14 protein-coding genes, 1 tRNA gene and 1 pseudogene are annotated in these 18,283 nt (G+C 29.8%); 9 read left to right on the forward strand and 7 right to left on the reverse strand.

Annotated elements, in window-relative coordinates:
* The first annotated feature begins 448 nt into the window (after positions 1-448).
* A complete protein-coding gene (locus UCYN_RS02130; protein ID WP_012953855.1) occupies positions 449-769 on the forward strand; it encodes a slr1957 family protein in 321 nt (106 codons plus the stop codon).
* 194 nt (positions 770-963) lie between these two features.
* Here the strand turns inward: UCYN_RS02130 and petA are convergent, their stop codons facing one another.
* Positions 964-1,950 (reverse strand): cytochrome f, encoded by a 987-nt coding sequence (gene petA, locus UCYN_RS02135; protein WP_012953856.1) that lies wholly within the window; start codon positions 1,948-1,950, stop codon positions 964-966.
* A gap of 49 nt (positions 1,951-1,999) precedes the next feature.
* The gene (gene petC / locus UCYN_RS02140) at positions 2,000-2,542 is read right to left on the reverse strand and encodes a cytochrome b6-f complex iron-sulfur subunit (RefSeq protein WP_012953857.1); all 543 of its coding nucleotides are present in this window, start codon (positions 2,540-2,542) and stop codon (positions 2,000-2,002) included.
* Positions 2,543-3,209: 667 nt separating this feature from the next.
* On the opposite strand from petC, the gene ggpS reads away from it, so the two are divergent.
* From ggpS to UCYN_RS02150, 3 genes are all read left to right on the forward strand, one after another.
* Complete coding sequence (gene ggpS / locus UCYN_RS02145) at positions 3,210-4,688, forward strand: glucosylglycerol-phosphate synthase (RefSeq protein WP_012953858.1); 1,479 nt, start codon at positions 3,210-3,212, stop codon at positions 4,686-4,688.
* Positions 4,689-4,849: 161 nt separating this feature from the next.
* Positions 4,850-5,014 (forward strand): DUF8639 family protein, encoded by a 165-nt coding sequence (locus tag UCYN_RS06285; RefSeq protein WP_012953859.1) that lies wholly within the window; start codon positions 4,850-4,852, stop codon positions 5,012-5,014.
* 542 nt (positions 5,015-5,556) lie between these two features.
* The gene (locus tag UCYN_RS02150; protein ID WP_012953860.1) at positions 5,557-6,594 is read left to right on the forward strand and encodes a hypothetical protein; all 1,038 of its coding nucleotides are present in this window, start codon (positions 5,557-5,559) and stop codon (positions 6,592-6,594) included.
* Between the two features lie 156 nt (positions 6,595-6,750).
* On the opposite strand, the gene UCYN_RS02155 is transcribed toward UCYN_RS02150, so the two are convergent.
* Positions 6,751-6,823 (reverse strand) — tRNA-Phe (locus UCYN_RS02155).
* Between the two features lie 463 nt (positions 6,824-7,286).
* Between UCYN_RS02155 and UCYN_RS02160 the strand changes: the two genes are divergently transcribed.
* The 3 genes and pseudogenes from UCYN_RS02160 (at position 7,287) to accC (ending at position 9,905) form a co-directional block, all read left to right on the forward strand.
* Positions 7,287-7,631, forward strand: a complete 345-nt coding sequence (locus UCYN_RS02160) for a phasin family protein (RefSeq protein WP_012953861.1) — start codon at positions 7,287-7,289, stop codon at positions 7,629-7,631.
* A gap of 224 nt (positions 7,632-7,855) precedes the next feature.
* A pseudogene (locus tag UCYN_RS02165) lies at positions 7,856-8,188 on the forward strand (FKBP-type peptidyl-prolyl cis-trans isomerase); the annotation flags it as partial.
* Positions 8,189-8,555: 367 nt separating this feature from the next.
* Positions 8,556-9,905, forward strand: a complete 1,350-nt coding sequence (gene accC / locus UCYN_RS02170) for an acetyl-CoA carboxylase biotin carboxylase subunit (protein WP_012953863.1) — start codon at positions 8,556-8,558, stop codon at positions 9,903-9,905.
* A gap of 152 nt (positions 9,906-10,057) precedes the next feature.
* Here the strand turns inward: accC and UCYN_RS02175 are convergent, their stop codons facing one another.
* The 3 genes from UCYN_RS02175 to UCYN_RS02185 form a co-directional block, all read right to left on the reverse strand.
* Positions 10,058-11,560 (reverse strand): sensor histidine kinase, encoded by a 1,503-nt coding sequence (locus UCYN_RS02175; RefSeq protein WP_012953864.1) that lies wholly within the window; start codon positions 11,558-11,560, stop codon positions 10,058-10,060.
* Positions 11,561-11,704: 144 nt separating this feature from the next.
* Positions 11,705-12,328 (reverse strand): HAS-barrel domain-containing protein, encoded by a 624-nt coding sequence (locus UCYN_RS02180; RefSeq protein WP_012953865.1) that lies wholly within the window; start codon positions 12,326-12,328, stop codon positions 11,705-11,707.
* Between the two features lie 282 nt (positions 12,329-12,610).
* Positions 12,611-12,811 (reverse strand): NAD(P)H dehydrogenase subunit NdhS, encoded by a 201-nt coding sequence (locus UCYN_RS02185; protein WP_012953866.1) that lies wholly within the window; start codon positions 12,809-12,811, stop codon positions 12,611-12,613.
* Positions 12,812-13,185: 374 nt separating this feature from the next.
* On the opposite strand from UCYN_RS02185, the gene UCYN_RS02190 reads away from it, so the two are divergent.
* Both UCYN_RS02190 and mrdA read left to right on the forward strand, forming a co-directional pair.
* Positions 13,186-14,985: an SLC13 family permease gene (locus UCYN_RS02190; RefSeq protein ID WP_012953867.1), complete on the forward strand. Its 1,800-nt coding sequence runs from the start codon at positions 13,186-13,188 to the stop codon at positions 14,983-14,985.
* 243 nt (positions 14,986-15,228) lie between these two features.
* On the forward strand, positions 15,229-17,058 hold the full coding sequence (mrdA, locus tag UCYN_RS02195; protein WP_012953868.1) for a penicillin-binding protein 2: 1,830 nt from the start codon (positions 15,229-15,231) through the stop codon (positions 17,056-17,058).
* Positions 17,059-17,089: 31 nt separating this feature from the next.
* Here the strand turns inward: mrdA and UCYN_RS02200 are convergent, their stop codons facing one another.
* Positions 17,090-18,220 carry a M14 family zinc carboxypeptidase gene (locus tag UCYN_RS02200; RefSeq protein ID WP_012953869.1) on the reverse strand — a complete coding sequence of 377 codons (1,131 nt, stop codon included), beginning with the start codon at positions 18,218-18,220 and terminating at the stop codon, positions 17,090-17,092.
* Between the last annotated feature and the right edge of the window lie 63 nt (positions 18,221-18,283).

The following is an 18,283-nucleotide window of genomic DNA, read 5'->3' on the forward strand; positions in this document are numbered from 1 at the left end:
AGAATATTTCAATAGTATTCTGTAATATCTTTATACCATAAAATTGATTTTATGGTACAAAACATCTATCTTTTATAAATAATAGTAGTGAACACCTACATAAGTAATATTGATATTACAGTGTGAATATAAGCAAAATCTTTTTTAACAGTAATCAAATATCGATTAAGCTAAGATAAAAACGCTTTTTCTGGCGAATACTAAATATATAGTTCTTAATGTAAAATAATTTATATTATCTTTATTTAAGGATATGAAATTACGCTAATTTGTAAAAATATTTTGAGTAATTATTTAATAGCGTCTTAAATAAAATTCTAAGAATGTAAAGTCAGCAATATGTTAATAATCAATCCTTGTAAAAAGACGTTTTTTATAATCTATTTTTTATAAAAATATGATATCGTAATGGACAATAAATATAATTACTATATTTTTAAGAATTAATATGAAACATTTTAAAGAAGAATGGATCGAAGACTGGTGTGAGCAAAATGGTTGGACTGATTTAACAAGAGAAAGTCAAACTAGCTATTGGGCTTTTCCCCCTAGTGCAGTGATGCCAGAACCCATACCTTTTAATGTGTTACAGTCGATCAAAAACAATAATGGATTTTGTTCTGAAGAAAAACTTTGGTTATTTTCAGCTATTACAATTTCACTAGTATCTGTTTTTCTAAGTTATTGGATTAAAAGCCCTGTACCAGCACTTTTAGCTTTCGCCTTTGATGCTTTCATTTTTGCTAACTTAGAATTTGAAGAATTTTGATGAATCCAGATTTAATTAAATCCTAGAAAAATTATTCAGCTCTGTTAATTTTTGTCTCCGACAGTTTCAATATTAAAATTTTTCTGCAAATTTTAATCGAATACTTATTTGTTTATTCTTACTATTTTCAATAAAAACAGACAGATCTTAATCTGTCTGTTTTTAAAAACTAATTAACTTGTTTTTAAACAATTTTAAAAGTTCATATCAGCTGCTTGAACTCGTTCTACTTGCTTCTTCTTAATAACTAAGAGAATTTGTACTAACATTATTCCAGCTAGGAAAAGCATTAGACCTTTTATACGATCTGGATTTTGTAAAACAACTTCCGTATCTTTTTGTCCAAAGCCACCTACATTTGGATTGTTAGTTAGAGGTTGTCCAGCTTCAACTTCATTTCCTTCGGAAACAATTAGTTCAGGCCCTGCAGGTATTTTTTCCTCAATGTTGCCGTCAGAAGTAGCAATAGTTACGTTATGTCCACCATCTTCTTGATCGATAATTTGAGTAATATTTCCTGCTTGTGAAGCTTTGAAAACATTATTGTTACTTAATTGTCCAGTTGGATATACTTGTCCACGACCACGATTAGCACCTAGATGAACTTGATACTTGCCGAAATGGATATTTTTATCAACAGCAGGACTAGGAGATAATACTGGAAAAATAATTTCCTGATATTCTTCTCCAGGCAGAGGACCTACAAGAACAACATTTTCTTGATCTTCACGATAGCTTTGAAAGAAGACACTACCCATTTCTTCTTTAAGTTCTTCAGAGATTCGTTCAGGAGGAGCAATTTTAAAACCTTCTGGTAACATTAAAACAGCTCCTACATTAAGTCCTCCTTTAGAACCATCCCCAAGTATCTGTTGTGAATTTAGATCATAAGGAATTTTAACAACAGCTTTAAAAACTGTGTCAGGTAAAACGGAATGTGGGATTTCTACTTCAGCAGGTTTTTGTCCTAGATGGCAGTTAGCACAGACAATTTTTCCTGTAGCTTCTCTAGGAGTCTCTGGAGCAGTTTCTTGGGCCCAAAAGGGATAAGCAGTTGCAGTTTGAGTAAAAACAAAACAATTACAAATCAGCAAAACAATTGTCGTCACTCCTAATAAAAATGACTTTAGTAAAGTTTGCTTACCTGTAGACCAAATTGCCGAAAAATCGGATATTCTCATTGCTCAGTCAAATTATATAATTCTTAAACAGTAAAATGGAAACTTAAATTTAAGTCCACCATGGAGATTTGTCAGTACGAAAATCAGTTTCTGCCCAGTTAGAGAACATGACTTTATCATCTTCGTCCACATTAACGTGAGCTAATGCTAGTGAAAGAGGAGCAGGACCACGAACTACTTTACCTCTGGCATCGTACTGAGAGCCGTGACAAGGACAAATAAATTTATCTTCGCCAGCATTCCAAGGAACAACACAACCTAAATGGGTACAAACAGCATTAATACCATAACTTGAAATCGTGTTATCTCCTTCAATAACAAGATACGTAGGATCACCTTTTAAACCCTGGCTTAAAACACGGTCACCTACTTTATGGCTGGAAATAAATTCAGTAGCAACGATATCATTTCCTAAAGCATCTTTAGCAACAATACCACCACCACTCCCTCCACTAGAAGGAGGAACAAAGTATTTAACTACAGGATATAGTGCGCCAGCAGCTACTCCTGTAATTGTTCCAAAAGTGAGTAAGTTCATAAATTGGCGACGTCCCATATCGGGGACATCTGATGAACCAGATACTTGTGTCATAACATTTTTTAGATGATCTAGGTTAATTTGTAGATTGAGAGATTAATCTCAATAACGCTTTAGGTAGTACGCTATAAGAAAATATAGTGATGAACATACCTTTTAGAAAGATAAAGTTACCAAAATCTTCATATAAATAAATTAAAGACTTTTAGTAATTTACTAGCCCATATTAAATTATGGCAGAAATTGTTGACAATGTATAAGGTACTTTTAAGGAAACCAAATATTTATATAAAGATTTTTGATCTTAATTTATCCTCTTAAAACATTTTATTGAAGATTATACTCTTACCTTTAAATACTTTATATGTTGAATTTATAAGAAAGAGTATAATTAATTTGGTTATGAAAGATTAGATAAAAGATTAGCAGTTTTAATTTGTAAATTAATTTTTTTGGGTAACAACTTCTGCTTAGTGTCTAGTAGAAGTTCATTAAGTGTCATGTACTATATTTATAAAAAAAATTTAAAGGACCAAAATAATTTTTTTATAGATAACGAAATATTGTTAAGATTGGTTTTAGAAAATAACTTCAAGATTCTCATGTAAGTGATATTTCAAAATAACAACTAGATTCTTTAACAGATCACTAATTACAATTTTTCTTCTAAAGAAGAAACAAAAAAAATAAACTAAATATTAAACTAATAAAGCCTAGGTTTATGAAATCTTCACTTATCATTTTATATCATCGTGAACCTCATGATGAAGTGATTGAAAACGGTACTATAAGGTATATTCCTCATAAGAGTCCTAATGGCATTATTCCAACCTTAAAAAGTTTTTTTGCTAATAATTTTCAAGGAACTTGGATAGCCTGGAAGCAAGTCTCAGAAAAGCAGAGAAGTGATTTTAGTGAAAAAGTAAGTGTGGAAAATGATGAAAATTATCATGTCTTTCGTATACCTTTGAGTCCTGAACAAGTAAAAAGCTTTTATTATATAACCTCGAAAGAGGCTTTTTGGCCTATACTTCACTCTTTCCCCTATCACTTTACTAGCAAATCTTCAAATTGGAGTAATTTTGTAGAGATCAATTGCCTTTTTGCTGAAGCTGCTTGTAAATATGCAAGAGATGACACCTTAATTTGGATACATGACTATAATCTATGGCTAGTCCCCTATTTCATAAGACAAAAAAAGCCAAATATTCGTATTGCTTTTTTTCATCATACACCTTTTCCTCCTGCAGATATTTTTAATATTCTTCCTTGGAGAGAGTCAATTATAGACAGTTTACTTAGCTGTGATTTAGTAGGCTTTCATATTCCCCGCTATTCTGAAAACTTTATTAATACCATTCAAAGTTTACGTTCTATTGATATTGTAGAAAAGAAACAAGTTCCAAAACACCTAACTTCCATGGGGACTGCTTTAGCACAACGAGAATTTACAACTAAAATAAAGTGTAATAACCAAATTATTAAAATTGATGCATTTCCAGTAGGAACTAATCCAAAAGATATTTTACAGGTTTTGTACTCTGAATATGCAGTAAAAAGATTCAGAAAAATTAAAGAAAGTTTTCATGGCTGCAAAACAATCATCGCAGCTGGACGAGTTGATTATGTTAAAGGAAATACTCAAAAGCTAGAAGCTTTTGATCGTTTATTAAAACGTCGTCCTGAATTACATGGAAAAATTAAATTTGTACTTACCTGTGTACGAGCAGCTACTGAAATTAGGATATATAAAGAAGCACAAAATCAAATCGAGCAATTGGTAGGTGCAATTAATGGTAATTACTCTAGCTCAAGTTGGACACCAGTTACATTATTTACTGAACCTGTTTCTCTATTAGATTTATTTTGTTATTACAAAGCTGCTGATATCTGCTGGACAACACCTCTAAGAGATGGACTAAATCTTGTTGCGAAAGAATATATTATCGCCCATGAAGGGGTTAACGGTGTACTGATATTATCAGAATTTGTCGGAGCAGCTATTGAATTACCTCAAGCGATTTTAGTAAATCCTTATTCATCTGAATTAATGGATCAAGCTATTGACGAGGCTTTAGGCATGCCTGAAGAAGAACAAAGAGAAAAAATGGCTAAAATGTATGAAATTGTTAGTACCTATGATGTTCAATATTGGGCAAATCGTTTTTTACATCACTTTAGCAATAATCTTAAAGCGTGAATACATATTGGCGTATTGACTATACTGCTTGACGTATTTAATTGAATATTTATATTATCTCTGCCATGTAATAGAAACTAAGCGTCTATAGGATATGAATATAATTTGAATTTTACATGATAGAGGAATATATACTAGATTTAGTGTTTGTCTAGTTTATTATGTCTATTTCAAAATCTATTATTCGTAAGTCTCTTAGTACAAATCTTCGAGAACAACCAATTAAAGAAAAATCAAATAAAGATATTGTGTGTTTACACTGCAAAAGAACTACTAGTAATAATGTTAAATGTAAAGGTATTTGTGTTTCAGATAGTGATTATTAAGTAAAGTTTATCTTTTAAGTAAATTTTATTTTAAAATAGGCTAGCTACAGGTGATTACATGAATTTACTAAAAATATAAATTAATATAAAAAATATTTTTGTACAAAATTACAACCCAGGTATGTACTTTTTTTCATATTATATAATAATTAAGAAAATGATTAGTTTTATAGTAGTGCTTAAAACATATAAATTAATAATAAAAGTGTCTTTACAAAACTTTTATCGTATCTATTCGTTTTAAAAAAAACTTTGATTATCTTAATTTTTATTCTTAAATTCTGCCTTCTATTTAGTATTTTTATTGAAACAAATCTTTTAAAGTAATTGCTTTGTCTTTTAAAATTTCACGATATCTATAGAACATTCTAGTATTTTGAAAAGTCTTAAATATATAAATTAATATTTATGAGTATAAACTTTATATGTTTTATTTGCTTTTTGTCCTAATTATCTAATTTAATGTAAATTTGTTACAAAAATAATTAATTTTTACAAACTTTTTGCCATATTTTTATTATTTATAAACTATATAAACTCTTATGAAATTTGATCCTTTTTCTTCTAATGATATTCGTAATGCTATTAGCAATTCTGATGTTTTCAATTTTAAGTTACCTAATCCAGAAGATATTGGAATTGAAGAAATAGATTTTCAAAAACAATTGAACATGGTGTGGGAAGTTTGTGATCATTTTGATTTACAAACAGATATTTGGCGAGGCAGAATTTTAAGAGCAGCTCGTGATCGCGAAAAAAAACAAGGTGACAATGTAAAAATAGGATTTATACATTGGTTGAAAGAACGCGAGATTTCAAAAAATCAAGCTTATAGATTAATTCAGTTGGCAGAAAGTGCTGATAAACTTCTTGAGGAAGGAGATCTATCTATTGATTCCATTAATAATTTTAGTAAGCGTGCTTTTATAGAAACAGCGAAGTCAAAAACAGAAGTACAAAAAATAATTAGTGAAGCGGCAAACAATGGTGACCATATTACTTGCAGAGAAGTTAAACAACTATCAGATGAATGGAATGCTATGAGTTCTGATTTGTTGCCCAATACAATTAAAGAAAAAATTGAGCAGGGAGTATTAATGTCTCATCATGTAGCGCCGCTAGTTCAAGCGATGGAAAATTTACCTGATTTTCACTTAAAGACTATTCAAAAAGAAATTTTTAAAAACTCTGAAATAGATAATATTAAACTATTAACTGCAGATTCAAAGACCTTGATTCAGTATTTAAATGTTACTGAACAACTGCAAACTTTAAAAAATGCAGAAGTTGTTCTCAATATGGAGATGGTATTAGAAGAATCAATAAGATTAGAATGTCTGAATACTACATTGGATTTGGTTAAGCAAGCTTCTCATCTGGAGCAAATAGCAGTAAAGTTTTACATGGCTTGGAAACGTTTAGGCAATATTTCAGAAAAATTATACATAAATTCCGGAGAAAGTAGCCCTAATCTAAGAGCTATGCTGACATCTCTAGAATCATTAAGTGGAGAAATTGTAGAAGTACCACTCAACGAATTAAAAGATAAGGTTATTAAATTAGGTGTTCTTAATGAATAAGTAATATTAAAATTATCTGACAATTCTAATATTAAGAACTACTAAATGTACTTAACCATAGAATATATTTGTAATTACAAATATATTCTATGGTTAAAACTAAATAAGTTAAAGCATCTTTGACTTAAGAAAAAGACACTTTAACTTATTTTTTTATGCCAGGAGGCGGGCTTGAACCGCCGACACGAGGATTTTCAGTCCACTGCTCTACCAACTGAGCTATCCCGGCATAAGATTTATTTGTGTGGCATTGATAATAATAGCAAATTTTTTTCCCTGTTGCAATAATATTTATAATTTTTTATGTATAAAAATATTTTCTAGAGTTTTAAAGATCAAACATAAGCTAGAGATATAAGAAAATAGACCTTACAATATTAAAAAAAGGGAATATGTAGTTATTACTAATAGTTAAGCTTCCATAAATATATTATGATTAAAATCAAGTAAATTTTTATCATGAATATCCAAGAATATTAAATTTGGGCATAAAGCGATGATAATATCACGTAAATAAGACGTAATATTAATATCTCAATAAGGTTTTAAAAGTTTATTTTTTTAATGAATTAGTAATTATGCTTATTGTGATTAATGAATTTATAACTTTTTATGATGGGTTCCTCTAATTAGAAACGTTTCTTATTGTAAATTTAGAAGTAAGACTAAAGTCATTTTATTGGATTAATATTATGAATGGAGACAAAATTGGCACAGAGAATAATGATTGGATAAGACAACTGGTGCTTATGGGTATTGGTACGACTTCAATGGCTGCTGAAAAATTAAAAGAAGCCAGCGAAGAATGGGTGAAAGAAGGTAAAATCAACCCTGATCAGGCTCAAAGTTTTGTTGATGAACTTTTAGGTCAAATAAAAGTTGGACAAAATAATTTTGAAATAAATATGGAAAGAGAGATTAGGAATATCCTAAGAGATTTAGGTGTTCCAAGGCAGGCAGAGATAGATGAATTAAGAGGAAGGATTGATAGATTAGAACATCAAATTAGAGATTTAGAAAATAAATCATGGCGTTAAAAAGAATTAAACTATTAATAATAGCTACATACAACAAAACTATTATTAATAGTTTTGTTGTATGTAAGTCATATATCTATAATTAATTTTTATTTTCAATAAAATTAACCTTAATAATTCAAGGATTTATTAGTTTAATAACTTTTCAAAACAACATATATATTTATAATGTATTTAATATTGTTAATAGGTGGCTGAAAAATATGAACTTAGAAAAAACTATTACCACTACTTCAGGATTGCAATATATTGATATTAGAGAGGGGGAAGGAGTTGAACCTAAGGCTGGACAATTTGTCTCTGTTCACTATGTGGGTACTCTTGAAAATGGTAAAAAATTTGATAGCTCTTACGATCGTAAACAACCTTTCTCTTTTAAAATAGGTGTTGGACAGGTAATTAAAGGTTGGGATGAAGGAGTCTCTTCTATGAAGGTTGGAAGTCAAAGAAAATTAATTATCCCATCTAATTTAGGATATGGATCAAGAGGAGCAGGAAATGTTATTCCTCCTAATTCTGTATTGATTTTTAATATTGAATTATTAAGCATAGAATAATTGTGAAAGTATTTATCAAGATTAGAACAAGAGTAATTTCTACTAGTTATTCGAATCTTGATTTAATATTTTCAACCTACAAAGGTATTGAGCTATTAATTAAGCGATCTTAAAATATAAAAGTCATGTAAAATTATTTGCAAAGTATTAAATCAATTATTCTGTAATAGAAAATAATAGTAATGATTGTTTACCAAAAATCATAAATTAAGCTAGAATGATTTAACTTATAATCATATAAATGATATTGATTACCTTGATAGATTTAATTGTTAAGATAACTTGTTCTAGTTTTAGCTTTAACTGACACTGATAAAGCATAACTAAATTCTTATCATATACTTCTATCCAAGATACGAGTAAAATTATGCAATTTTCCAAAATATTAATTGCCAACCGCGGGGAAATAGCTTTACGAATTTTACATAGCTGTGAAGAACTTGGTATTAAAACAGTAGCTGTTCATTCTACAATAGACAATCAATCACTTCATGTTCAATTAGCTGATGAAAGTATTTGTATTGGTCCACCTTCAAGTAGTAAAAGTTATTTAAATATTCCTAATATTATTTCAGCTGCCTTAATTCACAATGCCACAGCTATTCATCCTGGTTATGGATTTTTATCTGAAAATGCGAGATTTGCAGAAATCTGTGCTGATCATAAAATAGTATTTATTGGTCCTTCTCCTGAAGTTATTGACGCTATGGGAGATAAATCAACTGCAAAAAAAACAATGCAGAAAGCTGGGGTTCCAACTATACCTGGAAGCTGGGGATTGTTAGAGAGTAAAGAAAATGCGCTAAGTATTGCTCGCGATATCGGTTATCCTGTAATTATCAAAGCTACAGCAGGCGGTGGTGGAAAAGGAATGCGTTTGGTAAGAGAAGAAAGTGAATTTCCTAGACTATTTCAAATAGCACAAAGAGAGGCAGAAGCATTTTTTGGCAATCCCAGCGTTTATCTAGAAAAATTTATTGAAAATCCACGCCATATTGAGTTTCAAATTCTAGCAGATAGCTATGGAAACGTTATTCATTTAGGAGAAAGAGATTGTTCCATTCAACGTCGACATCAAAAACTGTTGGAAGAAGCTCCTAGTCCTTTTTTAACTCTCCAACTTAGGAAGAAGATGGGAGATGCAGCTATTAAAGCTGCAAAATCTATAAATTATGTTGGAGCTGGTACTATTGAGTTTTTAGTAGATAGTCAAAGCAATTTTTATTTTATGGAAATGAATACCCGTATTCAAGTAGAACATCCGATAACAGAAATGATTACAGGATTAGACTTGATTACGGAGCAAATTTCTATTGCTCAGGGAGAAAAGTTAAAACTGAAGCAGAGCGATATTGTATTAAAAGGTCATTCGATAGAATGCCGTATTAATGCTGAAGATCCGAACTTAAATTTTCGTCCTCATCCTGGTAAGATAAGCGGATATCTTCCTCCTGGAGGGCCAGGGGTTAGAATGGACTCTCATATCTATACTGATTATGAAGTTCCTCCATATTATGATTCTTTAATCGGAAAATTGATCGTTTGGGGACCAGATCGTCTAACTGCTATTAGAAGAATGAAAAGAGCATTAAAAGAATGTGCTATTACTGGAGTACCAACCACAATTGACTTTCATAAAAAAGTAATAGAAGTGCCAGCGTTTCTAGCAGGAGAAACATATACTAACTTTATTGAAGAAAATATAATCAATAATTAAATAAATTGTTAAAACATTAAAAATATATAAAAAAGATTACACCTATTTCTTAATGATTTTTGTTGTTATAAATCTATTATTTATATATTGAAAAACTAACTTTTTACTTGTATATTTAATTAATAGTATAAAAAACTATCATTTTTTAGCTTTTATGTTAGCGGGAAAAAAATAGTAAAGGTCTCTTCTCTTCTTGAACGTTGACGGATAATTAATTTACCACCTAAACGATGAAAAAGATTTTTTGTCACATCCAAATTTAAGCTAACGCTACCTGTCTCAGGCTGTAACATTAGTACTTGTCCTAGAGATTCGAGAGGGTTGTGTCGTCCATAAGATTCTGTTTGAAATTGTAACTTCAATTGATGTCCAGCAGTACTAACCTGAATCCTTATCAAGCCTTGACCAGAAAGGCTTCGAGTACATTTTTCAATTAAAGATGTTAAAACTTTATCTAGCATTTGAGGATCACTAACTACTTGAGGCAATGTTTTAGGCAATCCTATATCAAGATCTATATTTCGACGTTGTGCCTGTTTTTTCCATCGAGGAATACATCTATTCAACAAACTCTCCAAAGAAGTTTTAACTAATTCAACAGAAGAATTCTGGTATTTTTTACTTTTTAATTCAGTAGCTCGGAAAATTAATTCCATTCTATTAATTTGTTCGCTACATTCTTGATCTATATTTTCTAATAATTGAGTTATTTTTGGTTCTAAATCTTGGTATTTAAGCAATAATCTTGTCATTGTTCGAATACTTGTTAGAGGTGTAAGAACTTCATGACTTAGTGCTCGAAGTAAATCTAGATCATTTGCTTTTTCAACATTTGCAACATTAAGAGAAATGTCTTTAGGTAAATGATTATTTTCGCTTACTACATCTGAGTCCTTATTGTACGAATTTTTTTTATAAATTATTGTTGATACGGAAGTAAAATTATGGAGTAGTAAACGACTAAATTCTTCAATAATTTGGTAACGAGGAAAGATAGGCATAAATCTTTGAACTAATTGATCTAGTTCAAATAATTGAGAATAGCTTAATGTATTGAGACCAAAACGTAATCTTAGCCATCCTCTATAATTGATTTCTGGATTAAATGTGAATTGAAATGTAGGAAAGCCTAGAGAATTCTCTCCTAAGACTATCATTAAAGAAAAATGAGAAGTTAATATTAAACAAAATTGCTCAGATGCAAGAGGATCTTGTGGAAGTATTGGTAACTCCATTACTCTTGAAATATTATGATGAATCTGGTTAGAGCAATTTATATCTGCAGGAAGTTTAAATTGCTTCCATAAATTAAGTGTATTAGTTTGTAAAGTAAAAATACCAGTATGTAAAATTTTTATAAGGGCAGGATGACACAGAATTGGGGTTGGAGCTGATAAGATTAATCCTTGATAATTTTCTTTGCTAACTACAGTTGTTTCTAAATAAGATAAAAGTAATGTCTCTAAAGCAGAAATTGAACTAACCCATTTTCCTTGTGCTTCTATACGTGCCTGCTTAATATCAATAGTATGTGATTGAAATAAATGAGGTGCAGTTTTTATCCTACTACAGTCATTCATAATCTTACTAAGATTATCTAATGAAGTCTTAGGAGCATCTAAAAGTCTCTCTTGATTTAATTCTTTGACTCTCATACTTTTACTATTATAAAGAAAGTTATAAGGTAGACATATTACAGAAACTTATAATAAAAAGGAAATTTACTTTTGTTAAAGTTCTATACTAGCTATAAATTTGAGGTTTTTATCAAAAAAATAAGATTTTAGCTAGACAAAAAATTAAGTAATTACCTGATTAAGAATATAATGCAAACGATCATAATCATCCTTTAATAAGATGCCTAGGGCTCTACCAATATGAACTAACCAATTTTTGTCAGACTTTTTTAGTAGATATATATTTCTTATGGAGGCTATAATTAAAGCATCTACTGGAGCTTCTTTAACTTGTAATAGAATTCTTAAAAAATCAAATTTTTTACTAAAATTAATAATCTCCTTCTCTTGACATCTATAAACTGCTTGATGAATTTGAGGAGGACGAGGTGGTAAATATTGATGATACACTTCTGAATCATCTTGGGTCATGAAAGAATTTTTAAAACCAACAATTGTTGCTTTAAATTCTGTTTTAAGCATAGCAAAAATTTGTGGCTGCTGTTCTCGCAATTCTGCTAAAGATAATCCTAATGCTCTAGTATGATGTACAGAATCTATAGAAGTAGTAGTTGCATAAGTAACAACGGCTAAAATTGTATTTCCTGACTCTTCATCTAAAGACTTTACCAAACTTCCAAACGGAGGCATTATAGGAAAACTTAAATCTTTAGTTTCTAAACATTGAGCAAAGAATTGTGTCGTTGATGTTTCTATTACTTCTGCAATATAATCTGATTCAATCATTTTGATGTTAAATTGCTAGGTTAGGTTCGAGAAAAAGCCATAACCTAAACAACAATAGTTATGATGTACTTAATAAGCTTTTTTATTTTATGATCTTATTAAAAAGTTTTTTATATTAGATTTAAGATTATAGTAATCTAAAAAACATATATCTGAAGTTTGTCAAACTATAATTTCAGAAATTCTGTTTTTATGCAAAATCTTTACTCAGTTCTAAAAAATATAATGAGTGTTGGTAAGATTTCTTATAAACTTAAATTCTGATATATCTAAACTATATGACTACTTTTTCTCTTTCACTTTAGTTTTAGGAATAATTGCCTCAATTTCAGATAAAGGAAAAGTAACTAATTTACTCCAATTTCCTCCTTCAAATAAAACAGCAGCTTTTCCATCACTAACTCTTTGTACTAAGCCTTCAAAACAATAGTAGATATCGTCAGAATTAATAATTTTTACAGTTGTTCCTGGTAAGATTAGCATTGCTTTTTCGTAATATACTAGTTCATATATATATATTAGCAGATTAGATTTCAACTCAGCTTTAAGTTGAAATTTTTTAATTTATATTATTGCCAACTTGATTCGAATATTAATTAATATTATTGATTTAATATGTTAACTATTACAAATTATTCTTCATACAATATTCTATAAAGATATATAGCTAAGAATAAATATATTTTAAGTAATATCTTAATTTATACAAAAGATTAGTTTTTTTAAACAATAATCCGAATGCTTACATTAGTGTCATAAAATATTATTTATCTTAATTAGCTATTTTTTCTCTATCAACTCATCTTTTCATTAGCATATTACTTTAAGAGTCTTTTATTAGGTATGGTAGTTTTATTATGTCTATTCCACCGATTGTTTTAACATTAATAATTCTATTTTCAGCTCTAATTAGTTTTATTTTTGAGTTTTTTCCTGCGGATACTACAGCAATTGGTATCACAGTTGTATTGATTGTATGTGGATTAGTAACTCCTGAAGAAGGTACATCTGGTTTTAGTAACTCTGCAACTATTACTGTTATGGCTATGTTTATTTTAAGTGGTGGAATTACCAGAACTGGAGGACTACAAGTTGTTAGAGATCTTTTATTTCAGATTGGAGGGAAAAACTTAAATAAACAGATTGCTCTTATAGGTATTATGGTAGGCTCTATTAGCGCTTTTATTAATAATACTGCAGTTGTTGCTGTTTTTTTGCCGATCATAGAAGCTTTTGGGAAAAAACAAAAAATTTTTCTATCAAAGCTACTAATTCCGCTTTCTTATACGGCTATTTTAGGTGGAGCTATTACTACAATTGGAACTTCTACTAATATATTGGCAAGTGGCTTGTCTAAGCAGCTAGGTTATGGAGAGTTTGGGATATTTTTAATTACCCCTATCGGAATTCCAATATTTATTATTGGATTAACCTATTTAACTTTTTTCAGCCCTCAAATACTACCAAATGATAAATCAAGTAGTAATGATGGATTTAATGTTGATTATGGAATGAAAGACTACGTTAGTGAAATTATTATTACTCCACGTTCTAATTTAGTTGGACAGAGTTTACGCCAAAGTAAAATTCAAAGAAAGTTTGACATTGATGTATTAGAAATAATTCATAATAATATTCACTTTCCACAACCTTTAGCTGATAGGATTTTGTCATTAGGAGACATATTACTAGTTCGTGGAAGCAAAGAAGATTTATTACAGATTAGAGATGAAAAAGGAGTTGATATTTTAGCTAATATTAAATTTCATAAAAGGCAATTCAAAGATGAAGTTAATTACAGAGAAGATAAAATAGCTGAAGTTCTTATACTATCTAATTCACGTTTAATAGGATCTACATTGAAAGATTTACGTTTTCGCCAGAGATATAATGCTACTGTAATCGCTATTCGTAGGGGAGAAGAATTATTAAGAACAAGATTAGGTAAAGTACGTTTGAAGTTTGGAGATTTATTATTAGTTCAGGGACCAAAAGAAAGTTTTATTGGATTACAGACAACAAGAGAATTACTAGTTCTTGAGGAAAGGGATATCGAAACTTTAAGACAAAATAAAGCTTACATAGCTATTTTAATTATTTTTGGAGTTGTTACTATTGCTGCGTTAGAAATATTACCAATTTTAGTCAGTAGTTTAGTAGGTGTTATGTTAATGATTTTTACTGGATGCCTTAAGCCTGGAGAAATTTATGGGACAGTACGTTGGGATATCATCTTTTTATTAGCAGGATTAATTCCTTTAGGTATTGCTATGGAAAAATCAGGGACTAATTATTGGATAGCGCAGCATATCATTAATATGGGACACTATATCCCTGGATATTTAGTGTTGGTTATTTTTTATTTTGTTACTGCTCTATTTACTGAAATACTTTCAAACAATACATCTGTTTTGTTAATGTTACCAGTTGCTGTTGAGGTGGCGGAAGGCTTTGGATTTAATCCTATTTCGTTTATGCTAGTAGTTATGTTCGCAGCTTCTAATAGCTTTATTACACCTATAGGATACCAAACAAATACTATGGTTTATGTACCTGGAGGATATCGTTTTTTAGACTTTACTCGTGTAGGATTACCTCTAACCTTGATGTTTACTTTTCTAGTACCATTTCTTGTTAAATCTATATACGGAATATAATGCTACAAGTTAATAATATTATAGAAAATAACTTTCTATCCTAAAGAATTATCTTAAAATTCTCTTGTACCAAAAAACTATTTATAACACTTAAACTGTTGCCGGAATATGCTTAAGTCAATATTTCTAGAGTAGACAAATAATTATCATATTCCAAAGTTTTTACTAGAAATTTAATGATAAGATATCCAAAATAAAAATAATTATTCTAAAAGTTTTAAATTCAGATTTCTTTAGCAATATGTGGAAAAAAAAACTTCTCAATCCCGTTGGCAGAATCTAATAAAAGAAAAAAAGCATAGTTTACAAATTTTCGAAAAAAGGACAAATAATTTAACTATTGGTCAGAGAAATCAACCTTTTTTAATAATGCTGTTTATCAGTTTTATTTTATTAGGTACTATAGGAAGTCGTTTGTTCTTTTTACAGTTAATAGAAGGAGAAAGCTATAGAAATAAAGCTGAGAAAAATAGCGTCCGCATAATGCCAAAACCACCTATCAGAGGTAATATATATGATACAAAAGGACGTATTCTAGCTTCAACTCGTTTCACTCATTCAGCCTATTTATGGCCTATTGTTATTAGTAAATCTAGTTGGCCTGAAAACAGAAAATACTTAGCAAAATTACTTGCTCTTCCTGAAAAAAGTATTGAAGCAAAAATTAGTGAAAGTAAAAATAAAAAAATAGGATATTCTTCTCCAACTTTAATTAGAATTGCTAGTCGTTTAAATCCTGCTCAAATAACCGAATTAGAAGAGTTCAAAACGAAACTCAATGGACTAGAAATAGATGTTGAAAGTATTCGCAATTATCCTAATAAAGAAATAGCTGCTCATATATTAGGATACACTGGAGAGTTAAGCAGTGAAGAATTACAAAAGAGGAATACTGACGGTTATCGTTTAGGTGATTCTGTTGGAAGAATGGGAATTGAGGCTGCTTATGAAAAAAAATTAAGGGGTGAGTGGGGTGGTATTGAACTAGAAATAAATGGTACAGGAAGAATAACAAAAATATTAGGACGTAAAGTAGCAAAATCAGGACAAGATATTACTCTTACTCTTGATCTTGATATACAAAAGGCTGCTGAAGTAGCTTTGAAAAAACACACAGGAGCTATTGTTGTTATTAAGCCACATACCGGAGAAGTTTTAGCAATGGCTAGTAGCCCAACTTTCGATCCTAATTTTTTTTCAACTCCAATTGCTCCCAAAGTTTGGGGACAATTACAATCGAAAAATAAATCTTTCGTTAATCGAGCTTTGCAAAGTTTTCCTCCTGCCTCTACTTTTAAAATAGTCACAGCTACTGCAGGTATGGAGTTAGAGAAATATCCTTCAAATACTATTCTCCAAACTTTTCCTTATTTAAATGTAAAAGGGGAAAGTTTTAAAGAGTGGGATAAACTAGGATTTGGAAAAACAGGTTATATAAAAGCTTTAGCATTAGGGAGCAACGCTTTTTATAGACAAATTGGCCTCAAAGTAGGAGAAAATACTTTAGCTAAATATGCCAACCTTTATGGTTTTGGCTCAAAAACAGGGATTGAGCTAGAAGAAGATTCGGGTTTAGTAGCAAACAAAATATGGAAACAAAAAAAATATCAAAAGAATTGGACTGAAAGAGATACAGTAAATATGTCTATTGGACAAGGCTTTACGAAAGCTACTCCTTTACAAATAGCTGTGATGTTTTCGATTTTAGCCAATGGTGGATATGCTATAAATCCTCATCTATTAAAAAAAGTTGATAATAAAGAATATATACAAAATCATGTAAATCTTAAAAATAGTACTATTCAAACTCTCAGAGAAGGTTTAAGAGCAGCGGTATTGTCGGGAACTGAAAAAACCTTAAAAACTTCAAATTTACCTCCTGTAGCTGGAAAAAGTGGTATTGTTGAAAAATTTTCCGACAAATCTTATGCTTGGTTTGGCGGATTTGCTCCTTATAGTAATCCAGAAGTTGTCGTCGTAGCTTTTATTAAATATTCTGATCAAGAAAAAGAATCTATCGCGGCACTAATAGTGCGTGAGGTTATGGAAACGTATTTTAAACATAATAGTTGATTTTTATCAAAAAGGAATAAAAATACAAGTACTAATTTAAACTAAAAATACTTAAAACATATTCTCCTTGATTGACTGAAAAATTAGTAGATAAATCAAAAATAAAACCATCTTTTTCTGCAGTGATATTGATAACTTCAGGTAAGTTACCATGTTTGTTAAAACTTATAATTTGATAAAGTCTGTCTCCTTCTTTTACTTGAGTTTTTAAGGATAATCTGTTTTGAATCATTCCCCCTGTTGGAGCATAGTAATTTTTTATTTTTTCGCGAGGTACTAATTCTATTTTAGTTTTGTTTAGAGAATAATCGTATAGTTTCAATATTTCTTTTTGTACTAAATAATTTTTAATCCCTGAAAATCCGACACTTACTGACTTTGGCTCCATTTCCATCCCTGAGCCTAATTCTAATGTCCATGATTCACGATCAATTTCAATTTCTTTTCCTAATCTCTTAAACTCTTTTTGCAGTGCTAGCCAAGGCTTTAGAAAAGCTTCATCAAAACTATTTCCATTAAAGGTATCCATTAAAACCCCATAATTAAGTTTGAAGTATGCTGCATTCTCTTGTTGTGTCCCTGGAAAACTAAAGAGGTAATCTATGCATTTATTACTTGAGCTATGGATATCAATTAAATAATTAGCATCCATAGCGAGAGACTGTAGTTTATAACGATATTGTTCAAATAAAGGAGCACTACTAGAACTTTGAATTTTTTTAACGTGCTCAGAGAATACAATCTTTTGTTGTTTTAAAAAGTTTTTTTGTATTGTTAAATAATCAAAATTTAAATTATTTTTTACAAAATCTTCTAAGTCTGAAAGAACTTTTTCATAATCCCAAAATATTCTATTCCAGTCTTTACCATCATAACTATTAAAACGTCCTGATGAAAAAAAGTGATTCCTTTGGTTTGTTCCTAATGGATTACATACTGGGACTAACCATATTTCTCCATTAACTTGACTTTTGTTTAGGGTAGATAAGAAATTGATTAATTGGTGAATTACTGCATTACCTACAATTTCTGAACCATGTAAATTAGACTGAATATAAACTTTTTTATCGCTTTTTTGACCGATAAATTTATATATTTGGATAGATATTTCGTCCCCAGAAGCAAGCTTAAATAAATTTAATATTTCAATATTTGGTTTCATTAAATTACTTATCAAAAACTAATTAGATAAATGCAAATAATTTTTAGTTCTCTATCTTATTGA

This window comes from Candidatus Atelocyanobacterium thalassa isolate ALOHA (genome assembly GCF_000025125.1).
Classification (GTDB): Bacteria; Cyanobacteriota; Cyanobacteriia; order Cyanobacteriales; family Microcystaceae; genus Atelocyanobacterium; species Atelocyanobacterium thalassae.